The sequence below is a fragment of the Serratia sp. CC22-02 genome (assembly GCF_900182895.1).
Taxonomy (GTDB): domain Bacteria; phylum Pseudomonadota; class Gammaproteobacteria; order Enterobacterales; family Enterobacteriaceae; genus Serratia; species Serratia nevei.
The window spans coordinates 158568-177208 of sequence record NZ_FXUD01000001.1 but is presented as its reverse complement, the minus strand read 5'-3'; the positions used below and the strand labels follow the sequence as shown (position 1 = coordinate 177208).

Here is an 18641-nt window from a genome sequence, read left to right as displayed (position 1 = left end):
GTTGCACCTCAAGTTCAGTATTTATCATTTGTCAGCCGCCGGCGTTCGCGGCATGGTGACGGCAACGCCAAATCAGTCAGGGACATTTATGCAAAAATCACAGATTCAACCGTGGGTTGCGCAGCATCCGCTGTTGCAACGACTGGTCGCCCTCGAGCCTATCACCTGGTTCAATCCGCGTGCGACAACGCTGGCCGCAGGCTTGCCCCATGTCGGCCTGACCGCCGCCGACGTCGCCGCAGCGGAGCAGCGCCTGGCGCGCTTCGCGCCTTATCTCGCCGCGGCCTTTCCCGAAACCCAGCCCACTGGGGGGATCATCGAATCCGAGCTGGTGGCGATCCCCGCCATGCAGCAGGCGTTGGATCGGCGCTATGGGCTGCGGCTTGGCGGGAAGCTGCTGCTGAAAAAGGACAGCCATCTGCCGATCTCCGGCTCAATCAAGGCGCGCGGCGGCATCTACGAGGTGCTGACGCACGCGGAGACGCTGGCGCTGGAGGCGGGGCTGCTGCAGACCGGCGACGACTACGCCCGGCTGTTTTCCGACGAATTTCGTCAGTTCTTCAGCCAGTACCGCATCGCCGTCGGATCGACCGGCAATCTGGGATTATCCATCGGCATCATCAGCGCCCGGCTGGGGTTTGACGTCAGCGTGCACATGTCGGCGGATGCGCGGGCGTGGAAGAAGCAAAAGCTGCGCGATAACGGCGTCACGGTGGTGGAGTACGCCGAAGATTACGGCGTGGCGGTCGAGCAGGGGCGCAAGCAGGCGGCGAACGATCCGCGTTGTTTCTTTATCGACGATGAAAACTCGCAAACTCTGTTCCTCGGCTACGCGGTGGCCGGTGGCCGCCTGAAGCGGCAGTTCGCCGAACAGGGCATCGTGGTGGACGCGCAGCACCCGCTGTTCGTGTATCTGCCGTGCGGCGTCGGCGGCGGGCCGGGCGGCGTGGCGTTTGGCCTCAAGCTGGCATTCGGCGATCACGTTCACTGTATTTTCGCCGAACCGACCCATTCGCCCTGCATGCTGCTCGGCGTCTACAGCGGGCTGCATGACGGCATTGCGGTGCAAGATCTCGGCATCGACAACCGCACCGCGGCGGACGGGCTGGCGGTGGGGCGCGCCTCCGGTTTTGTCGGCAGGGCGATGGAGCGCCTGCTGAGCGCGTTTTACACCCTGAGCGACGAAGAGATGTTTGCGCTGCTCGGGCTGTTGGACAAGCACGAGCATCTTCAGTTGGAGCCGTCCGCGCTGGCCGGCATGGCCGGGCCGTGGCGCGTTGCAGCCCATGCGAAGGCGCTCAGCGAGCAAGGCATCAGCGCCGAGAGTCTGGCGCAGGCGACGCACCTGGTATGGGCGACCGGTGGCGGCATGGTGCCGCCGGCGGAAATGGCGAAGTATCTCGCCGCCGGGCAGGCGGCGGAATAAGGCGCAGTAAAAAGGGGCGAAAATCGCCCCTGATTGCCTGCCGTGCGGTTACAGCTGTTCGCCGTTGCTGGCGATCACCCGGCGGTACCAGTCGAAGCTCTTCTTGCGCGAACGCTCGAGCGTGCCGGTGCCGTCGTCATGCTTGTCGACGTAGATGAAGCCGTAGCGTTTGCTGTACTCGCCGGTGGTGAACGACACGCAGTCGATGCAGCCCCACGGCGTATAGCCGATCAGGTCTACGCCGTCTTCAATCACCGCTTTCTTCATCTCTTCGATATGGGCGCGCAGATAGTCGATGCGATAGTCATCGTTGATCCGGCCGTCCGCTTCCACTTTGTCGAAGGCACCGAAGCCGTTCTCCACGATAAACAGCGGCTTCTGGTAGCGTTCATACAGCACGTTCAGCGAATAGCGCAGCCCGACCGGATCGATCTGCCAGCCCCAGTCGGAGGCTTTGACGTGCGGGTTGGGCACGTTGCCCGGGAAGCCGAACATGCCGTCGCTGCCGTCCACCGCGTTAGCCTGCAGGGCGTTGCTCATGTAATAGCTGAAGCCGATGTAGTCGGTGCAGCCCTCGCGCAGGATCTGCGCGTCCTGCGGCTGCATCTCGATTTTCAGCCCTTTGCGTTCCCAGTCGCGCAGCAGGTAGCTTGGGTAGTAGCCGCGCATCTGCACGTCGGTATACAGATAGCGTTGGTGCATCGCCTCGACGGCGTACATCACGTCGTCCGGCTTGCAGGAATACGGGTAGAACGGCACGCAGGCCAGCATGCAGCCGATCTTGAATTCCGGGTTGATCTGATGGCCGAGTTTGACCACCTGCGCGCTGGCGACGAACTGGTGGTGCAACACCTGGTACAGCGCCTGTTCCGGGTTGTCTTCCTGGGTGTAATCCACGCCGGAGCAGCAGTAGCCGAACAGCGGATAGCGGTAGTTGCTCTGGTTATTGATCTCGTTGAAGGTCATCCAGTACTTCACTTTTTCGCGGTAGCGGCGCATCACCACCTCGCTGAAGCGCACGAAGAACTCCACCACCCGGCGATTTTTCCAGCCGCCGTAGGCCTTCACCAGATGGTAAGGCATTTCGAAGTGGGACAGGGTGATCACCGGCTGGATGCCGTATTTCAGCAGTTCGTCGAACAGGTCGTCGTAAAACTGCAGGCCGGCCTCGTTTGGCGTCGCTTCATCGCCGTTCGGGAAGATGCGCGTCCAGGCGATCGAGGTGCGGAAGCATTTGAAGCCCATCTCGGCGAACAGCGCCACGTCCTGCTTATAGCGGCCGTAGAAATCCACCGCTTCGTGGTTGGGGTAGCGATAGCCCTCGAGCACGCCGTCGGTCATCACGCGATCCACGCCGTGCGAGCCGCCGGACAGCACGTCGGCAATGCTGGGCCCTTTGCCGCCCCGATCCCAACCGCCTTCAACCTGGTGCGCGGCAACCGCGCCCCCCCACAGAAAATCCTTCGGCAACTGTTTCATCGTCAATGTCTCATCGGTTTATTTAATGAAGGGTAATAACGCTGCGTTGAGAATAGAGTAGCAAGACCGAAAGAAATGTCACGATATAACAAATCACCGTGGAAAGTGATTTGTCACAATAAAAAAACAGCCTGTTTTATTTTGCCGAATTAATATGCCCGAGCCGTTTACCGATGGTTTCAATAATGTAAAGTACGGGGATCTGCGTGGTGATATTGTGATGCCCGCCGATCAAATGCTGCGGAACGTGGTAGGAGAGGTTGAAGTCCGCCAGCCTCGCCAGTGAAGAGGTTTCGTTGTTGGTGATGCTGATGATCTTGCAGTGGTGCAGGCTGAACTGGCTGGCCAGCCGCAGGATCTCTTCGGTTTCGCCGGTGACCGACAGCATGATCGCCACCGCGTTTTTATACATGTCGCTGTTGACGGGATAATAAGGATCGTCGATGTGGGTGCTGAATTTCCCGACGTTGGAAAAGAAACGCGCGCCATATTTCCCCAACGCGCCTGAGGTGCTGATACCGACGAAAATAATCCGCTCGGCGGCGGCGATATGGTGCACCGCCTGATCGATCAGCTGATTAAACTCTTCGTTGCTGACGCTTTTAAAAAAGCTGAGGATTTCGCCGATGCCGGAATCGGCCGGCGGCGCATCGGTTTGTTCCAGGTACAGCTTGAAACGGATGCGAAATTCCGAATAGCCGTCACAGCCCATTTTCTTGCAAAACCGCAGCACGGTGGTGGTGGACACGCCGGCGGCCTCGGCCAGCTCGCGGATGGTCATGTACATCACTTGATTCTTGTGTTTGCTGACGTAGGTATAAACCATCAGCTCCAGGGCGTTGAGCTCGGCGATTGCTTTATGGGTAAACATGAGTCGGTCCGGCGGCAGAAAACGGGAAGCTTATCTGCGGGTTAACATAGCAAAATTCACCGCCGCTGGCACTGCCGGGCAAAAAGAAAAGCCGCACCAGTCAGGCGCGGCCCAGGGTTCACGACGAACAAATAAAGCAAAACGTTCCGGAAGACATGCCATGAAAACGGGTTTCATCACACCGGGTTAGCATAGGTCAGCGGATCCCGGCGGCAAAATGCCGGTTTCTGCTTTCTAAAGTTAAAGAACGGCAAAGTTATGGCGCCGCATCCCTGGCGCGTGAGCGTGCCAGCAGCGGCGGCACCACCAGGTACAGGGCGGCGGCCAACGCCCACACCAGCCCAGGCCAGACATCGCGCGTGGCGGCATACAGCGCCGTCGCCACCAGCGGCCCCGCGACGCCGATCAGGCTGCCCATGCTGGCCAGCGTTCCTTGCAGCTCGCCCTGATGATCGTCGTCCACCTTGTGCGCCATCAGCGCCTGCAGTGCGGGCAACGCCATGCCGCCCGCGGCGAAGAACGGCAGCAGGGCGAACGGCGCCCAGCCGCGCGTGGCGACAGACAACAGCGCCAGGCCCACGGCGTCGGCGGCCAGGCCGATCAGCAGCGCCTTGCGCTCGCCGAGCCGCGCGACCAGCGGGCCGATGGCAAAGGCCTGCGACAGCGCGTGGCAGGCGCCGTAGCCGGCCAGCGACAGGCCCGCCACCATCATGCTCCAGCCGAAACGATCCTGACCGTATAAAATCCACAGCGTGGCCGGCGCCTGCGAAACCAGCGCCATAACCAGATAAATGCCGGCCAGCGGCAGCAGGCCAGGCTTGCCGTGCAGCCGGCGCAATGACGAGAAGGGATTAAGGCGAATTTTCTCGGCGGCGCGGGGGCGGGATTTACGCGATTCGGGCAGCAGGAAAAACGCCATCACCAGGTTGAGGGCATTCATCATCGCCGCCGCCAGGAAGGGCGCATGCAGATGCCATTCGCCCAGCGATCCGCCGAGCAGCGGGCCGACGATAAAGCCGACGCCGAACACCGCGCCCACCAGGCCGAAACGCCGAGCGCGCTGGCCGGCGGGGGTAATATCGGTGACGTAAGCGGTGGCGACCGCCATGTTGGCGCCGGTGATGCCCGCCAGCAACCGCCCCAGATAGAGCCAGGCCAGCGTCGGCGCGAACGCCATCAGCAGGTAGTCGGCCGCCGCGCCGGCGAGCGAAATCAACAGCACCGGCCGCCGCCCGAAACGATCGCTCAGCGCGCCGAGGATCGGCGAAAACAGGAATTGCATCAACGCATAGGCCGCCAGCAGGGCGCCGTAATGCACGCTGCCGGCATCGAGACCGCCCAGCGAGCGCAACAGCGCCGGTAGAATAGGCATGATCAGACCGATGCCCACCGCATCCAGCAACACCGTCAACAAAATAACCAGCATGGGTTTTTTCAAAATTGTGACTCTAACAGTGATAGAGTATGGAGTATTCCACAGTTACCCTATCAGTGATAGAGAGATGAGCGAAAAAAATACTGCGGCGCGTTTAACGCGTGAAACGGTCCTGCGCGGGGCGCTGGCGTTACTGGATGACATCGGCATCGATGCCCTGAGCACCCGCCGCCTGGCGCAGCATCTGGGCGTGCAATCCCCCACGCTCTATTGGCACTTCAAAAACAAGGCCGAGCTGCTGAAGGCGATGGCGGAAACCATCATGTTGGACCACCGCGAAGAGGTGCCCGCCGACATGCCCTGGCAGGCCTGGGTGACCGCCAATGCGATCAATTTCCGCCGCGCGTTGCTGGCTTACCGCGACGGGGCGCGCCTGCACGCCGGCACCCGGCCGCAGGAACCGCAATTCGCCATCATCGAGGCCAAGGTGGCGCTGCTGTGCCGGGCGGGCTTTACGCCGGAACACGCCGTTAATCTGCTGTTCGCCGTCGGGCGTTTTGTGGTGGGTTGGGTACTGGAAGAGCAGCAAATGCAGCCCGATGATGCGCTTAACGAAGCCGATCGCCGGCGCTACCCGCTGCTGTGTGGAGGCTGGGAAAAGCTGCAGGACAAGGGGGCAGACGCGTTGTTCGAAGCCGGCCTCCGGCTGTTGGTTGACGGCGCCGAGGCCGCGTTGACGAACGCCAATAATCACGGCGCGCAATCATAAAACCAGGCTTATCTATAGGAAATTTATAGAAAATACCCACTTTTCGTTAAAGCCATGGCGGCTACATTCCCTTAACATTATCAAGTCTTTTGATGATAATTATTAGCACGCTGCACAATTATTCATCGCAGTGATGTTACGGATTAAATCCGTTTGCTTAAGGGATAGTTTCACCATGGAAATCAATGTTAACGGCCGGGTGGTTCCACTCGGCGACATCTCGCCCGACACCCCGCTGCTGTACGTTTTACGCAACGATCTGCAATTGAACGGCCCCAAATACGGCTGCGGCCTGGGGGAGTGCGGCGCCTGCACGGTGCTGATCGACGGCGTCGCCGCACGCTCCTGCTCAATGCCGCTGTCCGCCGTAGGAAAAAAATCCGTCACCACGCTCGAAGGCCTGAGTACACCGGAGGCGCTGCATCCGGTGCAGCAGGGGTTTATCGATGAGCAGGCGGCGCAGTGCGGTTACTGCACCAACGGCATGATCATGACGCTGGTCGCGCTGTTCGAGCGCGAGCCGGAGGCGGACGAACAAACCATCAAGAAAGAGCTGGCCTACAACCTGTGCCGCTGCGGCACGCATATCGAGATCCTGCATGCCGCCGAGCGCGCCCGCGATCTGCTGGCCGCGCGGAGGCAAGCATGAGCCGCCTCGAACTGACCCGCCGCCAGCTGCTGCAGGCCGGCGGTGTGGTAATGGTCAGTAGCCTGCTGCCCGCGCCGTTTAACGCCTTCGCCGCCGAGGCGGTTGCATCGCCCGCCGAGCTGCCGCTGGATCGGGTGGACAGCTTTATCAGCCTCACCGCCGACGGCCGGGTGACGGCGTTCAATGGCCACGTCGATCTGGGCACCGGCATTCGCACCGCGCTGGCGCAGATCGTCGCCGATGAAATTTGCGTGCCGTTCGAGCAAGTCACGATGATCCTTGGCGATACGCAACGCACGCCGGATCAGGGGCCGACCATCGCCAGCGCCACCCTTCAGGTGACGTCGGTGCCGCTGCGACAGGCGGCGGCGCAGGTGCGGCACCTGCTGACGGCGCTGGCGGCCAAAGCCTTCGAACTGCCGGCCGAACAGCTGACGGCGGCGGCGGGGCAGGTATTTGTGACCGGGAACCCAGGGCGATCGCTGAGCTATGCGCAGCTGGCGAGTGGGCAAAATCTGCACGTGATGCTGGATAAAAACGTGCAGCTGAACAGTGAACGGCAGAACCAGTATGTGGGCCGCGCCGTGCCCCGGGTCGATATTCCGGCCAAGGTCAGTGGTGGGCTGACCTACGTACACGACCTGCGCTTGCCCGGCATGCTGCATGGCCGCGTGGTGCGCCCGCCATACGTAGGCGCCGACAGCAGCGCGCCGTTGGGCAGTGGCCTGCTGTCGGTGGATGAAAGCTCGATCGCGCACCTGCCGGGCATCGTGAAACTGGTGGTGATCAACGATTTCATCGGCATCGTGGCCGAGCGCGAGGAGCAGGCAATCGCCGCCATGCGCCAACTGAAAACCACCTGGCAACCCTGGGCCGGATTGCCGGATCTGTCGCCGGAAGCGCTGCCCGCCGCACTGGAGGCCAATCCGAAGACCGACCGCGTGCTGCGCGACGACGCGGGCACGGATGCCGCGTTGGCATTGCTGCATACCGAAGTGCAGGCCGACTATGTCTGGCCTTACCATCAGCACGCCTCGATCGGCCCTTCCTGCGCGGTGGCGGAGGTCAAAGACGGGCGGGCGCAGGTGTGGTCCGGCACGCAAAACCCACACGATCTGCGCAAAGATATCGCCAGGCTGCTCGAGCTGCCGCCTGGGCAGGTGCACATCACCCGCATGGAGGCTTCCGGCTGCTATGGCCGCAACTGCGCCGACGACGTCTCGGCGGACGCGGCGCTGCTGGCACGGGCCACCGGCCGACCGGTGCGCGTGCAGCTGATGCGCGAACAGGAATCCGGTTGGGAGCCGAAGGGCACCGGCCAGCTGATTCGGGTGCGCGGCGGCCTCGATGCGCAAAACCGGGTGGCGGCCTACGAATTGAAAACCAGCTATCCCTCCAACAATGCCGTGACCTTGCCGCTGGTGTTGACCGGCAAAGTGGCCAACCGGGCCGACGTGCAGCAGATGGGCGATCGCACCGCCATTCCGCAATACGAGTATCCGCACATGCGGGTCGTCTGCCAGGACGCCGCGCCGATCGTGCGGGCTTCGTGGATGCGCGGCGTTTCGGCGCTGCCCAACGTGTTCGCCCATGAGTCCTGGATCGACGAGCTGGCCTGGCGCGCCGGTGAGGATCCGATCGCGTTTCGTTTGCGCTATCTGAACGATCCGCGTGCGGTGGCCTTGATTGAAGCCCTGAAACGGCAGGCGAACTGGCAAGACGGCCCGGCGCACCGGGCGCGCGCCGCCGGCGCCGAAGTGGTGAGCGGCCGAGGCTTCGCCTACGCGCGCTATTTCCACAGCAAGTTCCCTGGCTTCGGCGCCGCCTGGGCGGCCTGGGTGTGCGATCTCAGCGTCAACCGCCGCTCCGGGCAGATCACGCTCGATAAAATCTTCGTGGCGCATGACTGCGGCCGCATGATCAACCCGGCCGGGGTGCGCCATCAGGTGCACGGCAACATTATCCAGTCCGCCAGCCGGGTGCTGAAAGAGTTTGTGACCTTCAACGAGACGGGGGTGACGTCATTGGACTGGGGCGGCTACCCGATCCTGCGCTTCGACGAACTGCCGCAGATCGATATCCAGCTGATCGACCGTCCGGAGGAAGCGCCGATGGGCGCCGGAGAATCCGCCTCGGTGCCGAGTGCCGCGGCGATCGGCAACGCGCTGTTTGACGCGCTCGGCGTGCGGCTGCGCGAGGTGCCGTTTACGCCGGAGCGGGTGCTCGCCGCACTGCGCGCTCAGGCCGGCCATTAACCCCCCGTAACGAACAAGGACAGCAAAGATGAGTAAGATGAAAAAAATCGTCGGGTGGGGTGGCTTCACGGCGATCGCCGTTGTGGTGGCCGGCGTTGTCGCCAGCTGGCAACCGGAAATCGCGCCGCTCGCCGCCGATGCGACGCACAGTTTCAGCGAGGCGCAGATCGCGCGCGGCAAAACGCTGGCCGATCTCGGCGATTGCGCGGTGTGCCACACCCGTTCGGGCGGTGAGCGCAACGCCGGCGGGTTGGCGATGGAGATCCCCTTCGGCACCATTTACACCACCAACATCACGCCGGACGTGGAAACCGGCATCGGCAGCTGGAGCTATGCGGCGTTTGAACGCGCCATGCGCCACGGCGTCGATCGCCAGGGCCGCTACCTTTACCCGGCGTTTCCCTATACCGCCTTTACCCGCACGAGTGACGACGATCTGCAGGCGCTGTACGCCTACCTGATGTCGCAGCCGCCGATCAACTCCCGGCCGCCGGCCACCGATCTGCACTTTCCGTTCAATATCCGCCAGGGCATCTTCGCCTGGAACCTGCTGTTCCTGACGCCGGGCGCGATGCAGGAAGACCCGGCCCAAAGCGCCGCCTGGAACCGCGGCGCTTATCTGGCCGAAGGGCTGGGGCACTGCAGCGCCTGCCACTCGCCGCGCAACGTGCTGTTCGGCGAAAAAACCGGTAGCGACCACCTGGCCGGCGGCGTGGCGGAAGGCTGGACGGCGCCGGCGTTGACCGGCCGCTCGCCTGCGCCGCTCAATTGGACGCAGCAGGATCTGGTCGATTTTATGCGTACCGGCTACTCGGCCAACCACGGCGTGGCCGCCGGCCCGATGGCACCGGTGATCGAAGAAGGGTTGTCCCGCTTGCCGCAGGCCGATCTGCAGGCGATCGCCGTCTATCTGCGCAGCTATCATCCTGAAACGGCGGCGGGCGCGACGGCGGCCGCGTTGAACGCTCAGGCGGAACGGCAGGTGGAGCCCCTGAGCTCGCAAGGCGCGCGGCTGTTTTCCGGCGCCTGCATGGCTTGCCATGCGCAGGAAAAAGGCGCACAGATGGCAGGAGTACGGCCGTCTCTGGCGCTGAACACCAACCTGTTTGCCGAGGCGCCGGACAATGCCATTCGCGTGGTGCTGGATGGCATACAGCGGCCGGCGAACGCCGAGCTGGGCTATATGCCGGGCTTCCGCCATAACCTGGATGACGCGCAGATCGCCATCCTGCTCAACTACCTGCGGCAGCACTACGCCGGTCAGGCGCCGTGGCCCGAGTTGGCGGCGCAGGTCGGCCGCCTGCGCGCCGAAACCGCGCAGAAATAGCCGCCGAGGGCTGGACAGGCGCGCTGCGTTGGCGACAATAGGGCCTTTCACATGGACAGAGGCAGTAAAATGAATACGTTAGACGCAATCCGCCAGCGCCGCGCCACCAAGCAGTTCGATACGCAGCACGTGATGACGCTCGAAGAGAAAAAAGCGTTGCTGACTATCGCGCTGCAGGGCGCGCCCAGCGCTTTTAACCTGCAGCACTGGCGCCCGCTGCTGATCGAAGATCGCGCCCAGCGCGAGAAAATTCGCGAGGCGGCGTGGGGGCAGGCGCAGGTGACCGACGCATCGATGCTGGTCGTGCTGTGCGGCGATCTGTCGAGCTGGGAGTCACAGGTAAAAAACGTTTGGGCCGAGGCGGCGGAGCCGGTACAGCAGTTCATGATCCCGGCCGTCGATCAGTATTATCGCGGTAAGCCGCAGGTGCAGCGCGACGAAGTGATGCGCAGCAGCGGCATCTTCGCCCAGACGCTGATGCTGGCGGCCAAGGCGCAGGGCTACGACTCTTGCCCGATGGACGGGTTTGATTTCGACGCCGTGGGCGAAATCATCAACAGACCGGCGCACTATCAGATCGCGCTGATGGTCGCCATCGGCAAGGCGGCGGGGCAACCTTATCCGCGCATCGGCAAACTGCCGTTCGACGACGTGGTAAAAACCGACCGTTTCTGATCTGAACGGTGAATGACAAAAGGGAAGGCTTGCGCCTTCCCTTATTTTTTTGCGACGCACAGTTCGTTCCAGTAGCTGAAACGGATGCGCCGTTGCAGGCGGTGATGCCACATAGAACACTCCTTCTACCCTACACGGTTTAAATAAATAGCACCGCGCCGGGCGCAAGACGAATGCCTTATTGTGCATAGCTTGCCCGCCGGATGGGATTAGCGGTATTTATTGACGTTGGCCACGGCGGAATCTAAAGACGTTACCTTATATTTCCAATAGGTTATTTTATTGGCCTGCGCTGCGCCCACCGCACCGAAATAGGTTTGCCACGCCGTGGCGCTGGTCAACAAATCGCTAAACATCTGCCCCAGGTCGGTCACGCTCCAGACGGTACGGTAGCCTTTCACCGCAGAAGGCGCCGGCGGCGTATGTTGAACATAGCCGCCAACCGAATACCGGTTCTCGTAGGCCATAAATACGGTGTAAACCCGTCCGTGCGGCGCCGTATGCTGGTACCAGGGGATCACCACAAAATGGTGGACGGGCGGGCCAATCATGAAATGCCAAACGGCGGTTTCCGAGTTCGCCCCAGAGAACCCCAGCGCGATATTGATATTCTTTTGCATGTCACGGTTATTTTCGATCGTGGTTCCGGCCCCGCTATCGTCCTGCGTTTTGCCATAAACGGCCCGGCTCATTTGGGCGGGAACGCCAGGGCAATTATTTATTGCCATCAGAGAATTATTGCTGACGATGGCATTGATTAATGTCTCACCGGTATTGCTCATATTGATATTTCTCCACACGCAAGGTAAATATTCTAATTATTTTCATGCTTAATAATTAGAATAGATTAAATAGGCTGAGTGGCGGCATCGATAATAAGGTTAGACATAAAACGCCTTCGGCATTCGCTTATGCTCATTTATTTTTCTGTCTCACGACGGCAGGCTCGGCTGCTGTTGAGATTGAATGGCGTTTATAAAACATCATGCCCGCCGCGGCGCCCAGGATCGCCAGCGTGCCCAGCAGCTGCAGCAGGCTGAGGCGGTGGCCGAACACCGCCCAGTCCACCACGATCGCCACCGCCGGGTAGATGAACGACAGGGCGCCGACCAGGGCCGTGGGGATCTTCTGAATGGCGCCATATAGCAACGTGGACATCAAACCGGTATGCACCAGGCCGAGGGTCGCCAGCAGCAGCCAGTCGAGGGGGGCCGCAGGCGGCGTAGCCAGGCCGGCGAACGGTGCCAGCGCCAACGCGCCGACGGTCAGCTGAATCAACACGATCAGCTGCGGCGGCAGCGCGGCCAGCTGTTTGACGATCGCCGCCGCAATGGCGTACATCAGGGCTGCGCCCAGCGCCAGCGCCACGCCGAGCAGGTAGCCATCGCCGCTGCCGCCGTTTTGCCGGCCGGCGACGATCAACACCATCCCCGCGAACGCCAGCAGAAGCCAGCCCAGCCGATCGGCCGTCAGTTTTTCGCCGAACAGCAGCGCCCCCAGCGCCACCAACATGAACGGCTGAACGTGGTAGGTGACGGTGGCGACAGCGATCGAAGCATGCTGATAGGCGGCAAACAGCAGCGTCCAGTTGAGCACCAGGGCGATCCCCCCCAGAATGGCGAAGGCCAGCTGGCGGCGGTTGATCGCGCCTTGTTTCAACTGACCGAGTGCGGCGCAGGTCGCCAGCATGGCCAGCGCGCCGAACGCGCAGCGCCAAAACACCACCGTCGCAGGCGGCTGCCCCAAAACGAGCACCGGCCACCCCACGGTGCCGGAGATGGTCATGGCGAGGATCATTTGCACTGCACCGCGCGTTTTCGTTTTCATGTTGTTTCCTTCGTTGCCTGGCCGTACTTGTGGTGAAGCGGCTTAATCATTAAAATGAACAATCGAACATTATGATGAACACGAACACGAGTGTTCGTCAAGCCGAACAAATGGATGGCATAGCGAACAATGAGTGACGATCGGATGCAGAACATCACGCCTATCGGCCTGCTGTCGGCGGCAATCCGCCGCGAGCGGGAGCGGTTGAACCTGTCGGTGACCGAACTGGCGAAGCGTGCGGGCATCGCCAAATCCACGCTGTCGCAGCTGGAAGCCGGCAGCGGCAATCCCAGCCTGGAAACGCTGTGGGCGCTGGCGATGGCGCTGGACGTGCCGGTCAGCCGGCTGATTTCACAGCCGAGCAGGCAGGTGCAAGTGATCCGCGCCCATGAAGGCACGCCGGCGCTGTCGGAGCAGGGCAACTACGCCGCCACGCTGCTGGCCACCAGCCCGCCGGGGGCGCAGCGCGACATTTACCGGCTGCGGGTGCAGCCCGGCGAAGCCAAACTTTCCCGGCCGCATCCCCCCGGCACCGTCGAGCATGTGATCATCAGCAGCGGGCGGGCACGCCTCGGGCCGGCGGACCAGCCGCTGGAGCTGAGCGCCGGCGATTACATCAGCTACTCCGCCGATCGCGAGCACGTTTTCGAGGCGCTGGAGCCGGAGACCACCGCCGTGATGCTGATCGAACAGGGGTAGCCCCGGCGTTGAAGGTCCGTTTATTGAAAATGATTCTCAATTATATTAGTGTGCCCGCCTGTTTTGACGCCGGGACGGGCGCGTAGCCCGGCGTCGCCGTTTATTGCCCTTCAAGGACCGAAGATGAAAATCGCTATTCCTTCCCTGCTGTTATTCGCCGGTTTGACGGCAACGCACCCGGCCACCGTGTTGGCCGTTGCACCGCCCGCCGCGGCGGATCAGGGCCAGAACGACACGGCCAACAACGATTTCAGCTTCGTACGCTATCGCGCGGATTACCGCGTCAACGCCAACGCCACCAACGTGAAAACGGAAAGCTACGAAATGCTGCTGAAGACCAAGGCGGCGGTCGAGAAATTCAGCCAGATCCGCCTGAGCTACAGCGAAAAAATGGAAACGCTGGAGGTGGTCGCCGCCTACACGCTGACCGCCGACGGCCAGCGCCACGACGTGGCGCCCGATCGCATCTATACCCAGGAAAGCTACTCCAGCGCCACGGCGCCGCTGTATGCCGACCGCAAAGTGCGCGTCATCGTGTTCTCCAACCTGGCGCCGGGATCGCGCGTGGTGTATGAGCTGCGCCGCACGCAAAACACCCCGTATTTCCCCGACTATTTCGGCCTGTGGGAGACGTTCAGCGTTTTCGATCAGTTCGACGACGCCGAAGTGACCCTGCAGGCGCCGGCCAGGCTGCCGATGCATATCTTCACGCGCGGCGTGGAAGGCGGGGACCAGCCGCAGATCCGCGACGGGCAGGCGCACTGGCGCTGGCATTATTCGCGCAGCACGCCGATGAAATCACAAAACTGGGCGGCGGACAGCTGGACCTTCAGCCCGACCATCATGGCCAGCACCTACCGCGAGTGGCCGCAGCTGGCCAAGGCCTACCAGCTGAAGGCCGGCGCGGCGGCGCAGGTGACGCCGGGCATTCAGGCGCTGGCGGACAACATCACCGCCGGCATCAGCGATCGGCGCGAGCAGGCGGAGGCCCTCTATCGCTGGGTGGCGCAAAACATTCGCTACGTGGCGGTGTACCTGGGCAACGGTGGGCTGGAGCCGAATTCGGCGCAGAGCATTCTCGACAACCACTACGGCGACTGTAAGGACCACGTGGTGATCCTGGAGGCGCTGCTCGCCGCCAAGGGCATTGCAAGCTCGCCGGTGCTGATCGGCATGGACGAAGGCCCGATACTGCCTAAGGTGCCGCTGCTCAGCCGCTTTAACCACGCCATCACCTACGTGCCGGAATTCAAACTGTACCTGGACTCCACCAATCCGTGGGCGCGGTTCGGGCAACTGCCGGAAGGCGACCTGGGGGCACCGGTGCTGCTGACGCGCGACGCCAAACTGGCGCGCACGCCGGGCAGCGACGAGCAGCCGGTCAAGAGCGCGCTGAGCGTCGATTTCGTGTTCGACAAAGCGGGCAATCTGCACGGGCAAACCGAGCGTCGGCTGAGCGAAGTGGAAGAGATTGACCTGCGGGGCTACTTCTCGCAGATCAACCGGCAGAACCGGGCGCAGGCCGAAGCGTCGATCATGTCCGCCTCCGGCATCGACGGCAGCGGCGAGGTGGCGATGAACAGCGATCCGCTGGATCTCAAAAAACAGTTCGGTTACCGCTTCCGCTTCAAGGCGGACGACTACGTCGATTTCGGCGTGGTGGGCGGCATGACCCTGCCGAATCCGCCCGGCGGCAAATCGTTTCGCACGCTGTATACCACCACGCCGGCGCCGGACAACGAAACGCCGTTCTACTGCAGCGCGCAGCGCTACGACGAAACCTACCGTCTGCAGCTGCCGGCCAACGTGCCGATCATCGCCATTCCGCAAGACAGGCAGTTCCGCAATGCGGCGGGCGACTATCGCGTGGCGTGGCGACGCGACGGGCAGCAGGTGATCGTCAATCATCAGCTGCAGGTGAACGCCATTCGCGGCAAAGAAGCGCTGTGCCAGGCGCAGGATTACCCGGCGTTCCGCGAGCTGTTCCAGCAGGTGCGGCGCGGTTTCCGCGGCCAGGTGGTGTACGGCGAATTGGCCAACGGAAAATAAGCTGCTGCCCCGTCGCGCTAAGCGGCGGGGCGCACGCCTCAGTTGAACTCGCCCGCGACCTCGGACCACAGGCTGACGCGGCAGCCGCGCGCGGCGAAAGAGTCCATCTCGCGCTTGATGCCGCCGCTCTCTTGCCAACCCGGCAAATCGAGCACGATCAACTCATCCATCGCCGCCATGAACAGGGCGTCGATCGGCGCCCACAACTTGCCGATGGCGGTTTTGTCGAGCTCTTGCAAACACAGATTGATCGGATGCGACATGCTGACCTGGCTAAAAACGGCGCTGCCGGCGCGCACGATAGCGGCGGCGACGTCGTTGCACGCCATAAAGCGCTGCTGCACGACGTTGGCGTCGGCGTGGCTGTAGGGGCAGGCCAAAAATATCTTTCTCATTACCGTTTTCTCTCTCAATAACTAGAACGTGGGGGAAAAAAGGGCGCAGCTTCCCCGTGAGGCGGCGCCCCGTTTATTTTTTATGGTGCAGGGATAAATTCAGCGAGCGGCGGCGGCGATGGCCGTCGACTGCCTTTGCGTCTGTTCTTTTTCCAGCAATTCGGCTTCCGGCACCGAGATCTTGATGGCGATCAGCACGGCAATCATGCCGCCGAGAAATTTACCCATCATGATCGGCAGCACCAGCGAAGGTTGGAAGTTAGCGGTAAACGCCAGGTGATCGCCCAACGTCGCCTGCGCACAAATACCGAAGGCGACGCACAGCACCTTATCGCGTGCCCGCATACCTTTGAACAGGTGATAAACCGCGATGATATTGGCCAGCACCATAATAAAGCCCAGCGCACCGGTATCCGACAGGCCGAGTTTTCTGCCGATGAAATGCATCGGCTTACGGCAATAGCGCTGGAACAAATAACAGATGGGGAATGTGCCCGCCAACATAATGCCGATGTAACCGGCAATCTCGATAGCGCGGAATAATTCGTCTTTGTCGGCGAATAACGGATCGAATACCCAGCCGCCGAAGACCTTTTTAAACACGCCGGTAAAATGCTCGATGATGCACAGCGCCAACACCAGTTTGATAAAGGCGTCCGCCGCCTTGCCGAAGATCAGGAACCCTTTCACCATGGCCGCCGGCCGCAGCTTCAGGCCCAGCGCCAGCAGGAAACACAGGGCAAACAGCGGCGACAGCAGCCGCAGCGCCTGCAGGAAATCCAGCTGCAGATAGTGCGCGGCGGGCGAGGTGGTGGAAATGATCTCCCTGACCGGCAGGTTGTTGAAGGTGATGGTCACCAGGGCGATCAGCACGGCGAAAGGAATGCTGATCAGGCCCGCCATCGCGCCCAGCGCCAGATATTTATGGTCGTCGCGGTTCAGCATGATAAGCCCGACGGGGATCAGGTACACGATGCTGGCGCCGGAGGTGTAACCCACCAGCATGGCGACGATCCACATGTCGCGGTTGGCGGCGATGGCGTCGGCCAGCTGATAGCCGCCCATGTCCACGGCGATCACCGCCAGCGCGGCGATCGAGGCGTCGGAGCCCAGCGCCGAGAAGAAGGGGCCGATGCTGTACATGATCAGGTAAGAGATGATCGGGATCGCCGCCATGATGCCCGCCTGGGCGAGAAACACCGGGCCGATGGCGTGAATGCCGTTGACGAACTCGCGCCCCAGTTCACCTTCCGGTTTAACGATCGACGCCAGTGCACCGATCAGGGTGCCGGCCATGATGATATAGATGATGAAATTACCGAACTCAGCCATGGTGTTCCTCCTGCGATGAACGTAAGCCGCGCGAGCGGGCGATGATTTCCTGATAGCGGGCGAACCAGACCGCCATATCGACCTCGGCGGGCTCCGTCACTTCATAGCGGTTGAGCACCTTAAGCGGCTGTTCCACGCCCAGCCCTTTGCGCGCCAACTGCGCCACGCCCTGAGCGGTGATCTCTTTGTTGGCGGGCGTAACGATGCGCTTTTGGATCAGGTTGGCGAGGAACTGCGTGAAATAGCGGTTGGCGGACAGGCCGCCGTCCACCGAAATGCTGTCGCCGATCGGTTTCAACTTATCCATGGCGTTGATCACCTCGGCGGAACGCATGGCGATGCCTTCGAGGATCGACTGCAGCAGATCCTTGCGTTCGGTTTCCAGCGACAGGCCGGCCCACATCCCGGCGGCGGAGCGATCCCAATACGGGCAGGCCAGCCCGGAAAGCGCGGGCACAAAGGCCAGGCCGCGCGCGATGGCAGGCTGGGCCGGGAAATCGCCGAATTCATCGAAGTCGTTGAACAGGCCTATCTTTCTCGCCCAGTTAATGGCGGAGGCCGCGTTATAAACGCCGCCGTCCAGGCCATATACCGGCTCGCTGCCGGGCAGCTTCCAGCACAGCGTGGGTAACAGGCCGGACTCGCCGGCGTCGATCGGGCGCGGCCCGGTGATCGCCTGTAAAAAGGCACCGGTACCGAAGGTGATCTTCATCTGCCCCGGTTGATGGCAGCCGTGGCCGTATGTGCCGGCAAACTGGTCGACGATGCAGGCCGTCAGCGGCACCGGTTTGCCGTTGAGCGCGACGTCGCCGAAGTGGCCGATGTTGTCTCTGACCTCGGGCAGGCTGTCGATCGGCACGCCGAACAAACGGCACAGCTCTTCATCCCACTGCAGGGTATGAATGTTGAACAACGAGGTGCGCGAGGCGGAGTTATAGTCGGTGAGATGCCGGCCGCACAGGTGGAACAGGAAGAAGGCGTCCATGGTGCCGAGCCGCAGGCGGCCGCGTTGCGCCAGCTGCCTGGCCCCCGGCGCGTTGTTCATCAGCCAGCCCATCTTGCTGGCGGAGAAGTAGGTATCGAGCGGCAGACCGGTTTTCGCCATCACCAGCGGCTCGACGCCTTCGCGTTTCAGGCGCTGGATCTCCGGCTCGGTGCGCTGATCTTGCCAAACGATGGCGTTGTACAGCGGCAGGCCGCTGTCGGCGTCCCAGGCCAGCAGGCTTTCGCCCTGATGCCCTAAACCGATGGCGTCCACCATGTCGCACTGGCTGAGACAGCGGCGGATATTCGCCAAAATCTCCAGGGCGTCGTGTTCCACCCAGCCCGGATTGGGGGTGATCTGCTTGTGCGGCATGCTGGCCGGCGAATGGTGCCTGCCGTCTTCGCCGAACACCACGACCCGGGTGCCGGTGGTTCCCTGATCAATCGCGGCATAACGTTGATTCATCATTGCTTCGCTCTCTTATAGGTTTTGTTTTTTATTGTGCCTGGTGTTGTTTGTGTGACTGTT

The 18641-nt window shown here is 62.0% G+C and carries 16 protein-coding genes; 8 read left to right on the top strand and 8 right to left on the bottom strand.

Going from position 1 to position 18641, the window contains the following annotated elements:
• Positions 1 to 88: 88 nt before the first annotated feature.
• Positions 89 to 1426, top strand: a complete 1338-nt coding sequence (gene dsdA, locus QOL81_RS00820) for a D-serine ammonia-lyase (RefSeq protein ID WP_060439901.1) — start codon at positions 89 to 91, stop codon at positions 1424 to 1426.
• Between the two features lie 48 nt (positions 1427 to 1474).
• Here dsdA and QOL81_RS00815 read toward each other — a convergent pair whose 3' ends face one another.
• From QOL81_RS00815 to tet(41), 3 genes are all read right to left on the bottom strand, one after another.
• The gene (locus QOL81_RS00815) at positions 1475 to 2911 is read right to left on the bottom strand and encodes a 6-phospho-beta-glucosidase (protein ID WP_087762786.1); all 1437 of its coding nucleotides are present in this window, start codon (positions 2909 to 2911) and stop codon (positions 1475 to 1477) included.
• A gap of 130 nt (positions 2912 to 3041) precedes the next feature.
• On the bottom strand, positions 3042 to 3776 hold the full coding sequence (locus tag QOL81_RS00810) for a MurR/RpiR family transcriptional regulator (protein WP_047730675.1): 735 nt from the start codon (positions 3774 to 3776) through the stop codon (positions 3042 to 3044).
• 256 nt (positions 3777 to 4032) lie between these two features.
• Positions 4033 to 5214: a tetracycline efflux MFS transporter Tet(41) gene (gene tet(41), locus QOL81_RS00805; protein ID WP_072265386.1), complete on the bottom strand. Its 1182-nt coding sequence runs from the start codon at positions 5212 to 5214 to the stop codon at positions 4033 to 4035.
• Positions 5215 to 5278: 64 nt separating this feature from the next.
• Between tet(41) and tetR the strand changes: the two genes are divergently transcribed.
• The 5 genes from tetR to QOL81_RS00780 all read left to right on the top strand — a co-directional run bounded on the left by tetR (position 5279) and on the right by QOL81_RS00780 (position 10826).
• Positions 5279 to 5920, top strand: a complete 642-nt coding sequence (gene tetR / locus QOL81_RS00800) for a tetracycline resistance transcriptional repressor TetR (protein WP_060418801.1) — start codon at positions 5279 to 5281, stop codon at positions 5918 to 5920.
• A 175-nt stretch (positions 5921 to 6095) separates the two neighbouring features.
• Entirely contained in the window at positions 6096 to 6569 is a 474-nt protein-coding gene (locus QOL81_RS00795) for a (2Fe-2S)-binding protein (RefSeq protein WP_060418803.1), read from the top strand.
• Positions 6566 to 8824, top strand: a complete 2259-nt coding sequence (locus tag QOL81_RS00790; protein ID WP_060418805.1) for a xanthine dehydrogenase family protein molybdopterin-binding subunit — start codon at positions 6566 to 6568, stop codon at positions 8822 to 8824. Before QOL81_RS00795 ends, QOL81_RS00790 begins: the two co-directional genes overlap by 4 nt.
• Positions 8825 to 8852: 28 nt before the next feature.
• A complete protein-coding gene (locus tag QOL81_RS00785) occupies positions 8853 to 10151 on the top strand; it encodes a c-type cytochrome (protein ID WP_060418807.1) in 1299 nt (432 codons plus the stop codon).
• 69 nt (positions 10152 to 10220) lie between these two features.
• Positions 10221 to 10826, top strand: coding sequence for a nitroreductase family protein (locus tag QOL81_RS00780; RefSeq protein ID WP_197756926.1), 606 nt, complete (start codon positions 10221 to 10223; stop codon positions 10824 to 10826).
• Positions 10827 to 11035: 209 nt separating this feature from the next.
• Here QOL81_RS00780 and QOL81_RS00775 read toward each other — a convergent pair whose 3' ends face one another.
• Entirely contained in the window at positions 11036 to 11608 is a 573-nt protein-coding gene (locus QOL81_RS00775) for a hypothetical protein (protein ID WP_060418809.1), read from the bottom strand.
• 133 nt (positions 11609 to 11741) lie between these two features.
• Positions 11742 to 12653: a DMT family transporter gene (locus QOL81_RS00770; RefSeq protein WP_060418811.1), complete on the bottom strand. Its 912-nt coding sequence runs from the start codon at positions 12651 to 12653 to the stop codon at positions 11742 to 11744.
• A gap of 129 nt (positions 12654 to 12782) precedes the next feature.
• Between QOL81_RS00770 and QOL81_RS00765 the strand changes: the two genes are divergently transcribed.
• Positions 12783 to 13352, top strand: a complete 570-nt coding sequence (locus QOL81_RS00765) for a helix-turn-helix domain-containing protein (RefSeq protein ID WP_060418814.1) — start codon at positions 12783 to 12785, stop codon at positions 13350 to 13352.
• 123 nt (positions 13353 to 13475) lie between these two features.
• Positions 13476 to 15401, top strand: coding sequence for a DUF3857 domain-containing protein (locus tag QOL81_RS00760; protein WP_169318442.1), 1926 nt, complete (start codon positions 13476 to 13478; stop codon positions 15399 to 15401).
• Between the two features lie 38 nt (positions 15402 to 15439).
• Here the strand turns inward: QOL81_RS00760 and QOL81_RS00755 are convergent, their stop codons facing one another.
• The 3 genes from QOL81_RS00755 to QOL81_RS00745 all read right to left on the bottom strand — a co-directional run bounded on the left by QOL81_RS00755 (position 15440) and on the right by QOL81_RS00745 (position 18581).
• On the bottom strand, positions 15440 to 15796 hold the full coding sequence (locus tag QOL81_RS00755; RefSeq protein ID WP_047567396.1) for a DUF1937 family protein: 357 nt from the start codon (positions 15794 to 15796) through the stop codon (positions 15440 to 15442).
• Between the two features lie 99 nt (positions 15797 to 15895).
• Entirely contained in the window at positions 15896 to 17128 is a 1233-nt protein-coding gene (gene eutH, locus QOL81_RS00750) for an ethanolamine utilization protein EutH (protein WP_033640245.1), read from the bottom strand.
• On the bottom strand, positions 17121 to 18581 hold the full coding sequence (locus QOL81_RS00745; protein WP_064291344.1) for an FGGY-family carbohydrate kinase: 1461 nt from the start codon (positions 18579 to 18581) through the stop codon (positions 17121 to 17123). Before QOL81_RS00745 ends, eutH begins: the two co-directional genes overlap by 8 nt.
• Positions 18582 to 18641 lie beyond the last annotated feature (60 nt).

What these genes read in the sequence shown, in the direction of transcription:
- tetR (WP_060418801.1), top strand. Translation starts at nt 5,279, where the DNA reads ATGAGCGAAAAAAATACTGCGGCGCGTTTAACGCGTGAAACGGTCCTG.
- QOL81_RS00760 (WP_169318442.1), top strand. Translation starts at nt 13,476, where the DNA reads ATGAAAATCGCTATTCCTTCCCTGCTGTTATTCGCCGGTTTGACGGCA.
- QOL81_RS00770 (WP_060418811.1), bottom strand. Translation starts at nt 12,653, where the DNA reads ATGAAAACGAAAACGCGCGGTGCAGTGCAAATGATCCTCGCCATGACC.
- QOL81_RS00755 (WP_047567396.1), bottom strand. Translation starts at nt 15,796, where the DNA reads ATGAGAAAGATATTTTTGGCCTGCCCCTACAGCCACGCCGACGCCAAC.
- QOL81_RS00780 (WP_197756926.1), top strand. Translation starts at nt 10,221, where the DNA reads ATGAATACGTTAGACGCAATCCGCCAGCGCCGCGCCACCAAGCAGTTC.
- QOL81_RS00795 (WP_060418803.1), top strand. Translation starts at nt 6,096, where the DNA reads ATGGAAATCAATGTTAACGGCCGGGTGGTTCCACTCGGCGACATCTCG.
- eutH (WP_033640245.1), bottom strand. Translation starts at nt 17,128, where the DNA reads ATGGCTGAGTTCGGTAATTTCATCATCTATATCATCATGGCCGGCACC.
- dsdA (WP_060439901.1), top strand. Translation starts at nt 89, where the DNA reads ATGCAAAAATCACAGATTCAACCGTGGGTTGCGCAGCATCCGCTGTTG.
- QOL81_RS00785 (WP_060418807.1), top strand. Translation starts at nt 8,853, where the DNA reads ATGAGTAAGATGAAAAAAATCGTCGGGTGGGGTGGCTTCACGGCGATC.
- QOL81_RS00765 (WP_060418814.1), top strand. Translation starts at nt 12,783, where the DNA reads ATGAGTGACGATCGGATGCAGAACATCACGCCTATCGGCCTGCTGTCG.
- QOL81_RS00790 (WP_060418805.1), top strand. Translation starts at nt 6,566, where the DNA reads ATGAGCCGCCTCGAACTGACCCGCCGCCAGCTGCTGCAGGCCGGCGGT.
- QOL81_RS00745 (WP_064291344.1), bottom strand. Translation starts at nt 18,581, where the DNA reads ATGATGAATCAACGTTATGCCGCGATTGATCAGGGAACCACCGGCACC.
- QOL81_RS00810 (WP_047730675.1), bottom strand. Translation starts at nt 3,776, where the DNA reads ATGTTTACCCATAAAGCAATCGCCGAGCTCAACGCCCTGGAGCTGATG.
- QOL81_RS00775 (WP_060418809.1), bottom strand. Translation starts at nt 11,608, where the DNA reads ATGAGCAATACCGGTGAGACATTAATCAATGCCATCGTCAGCAATAAT.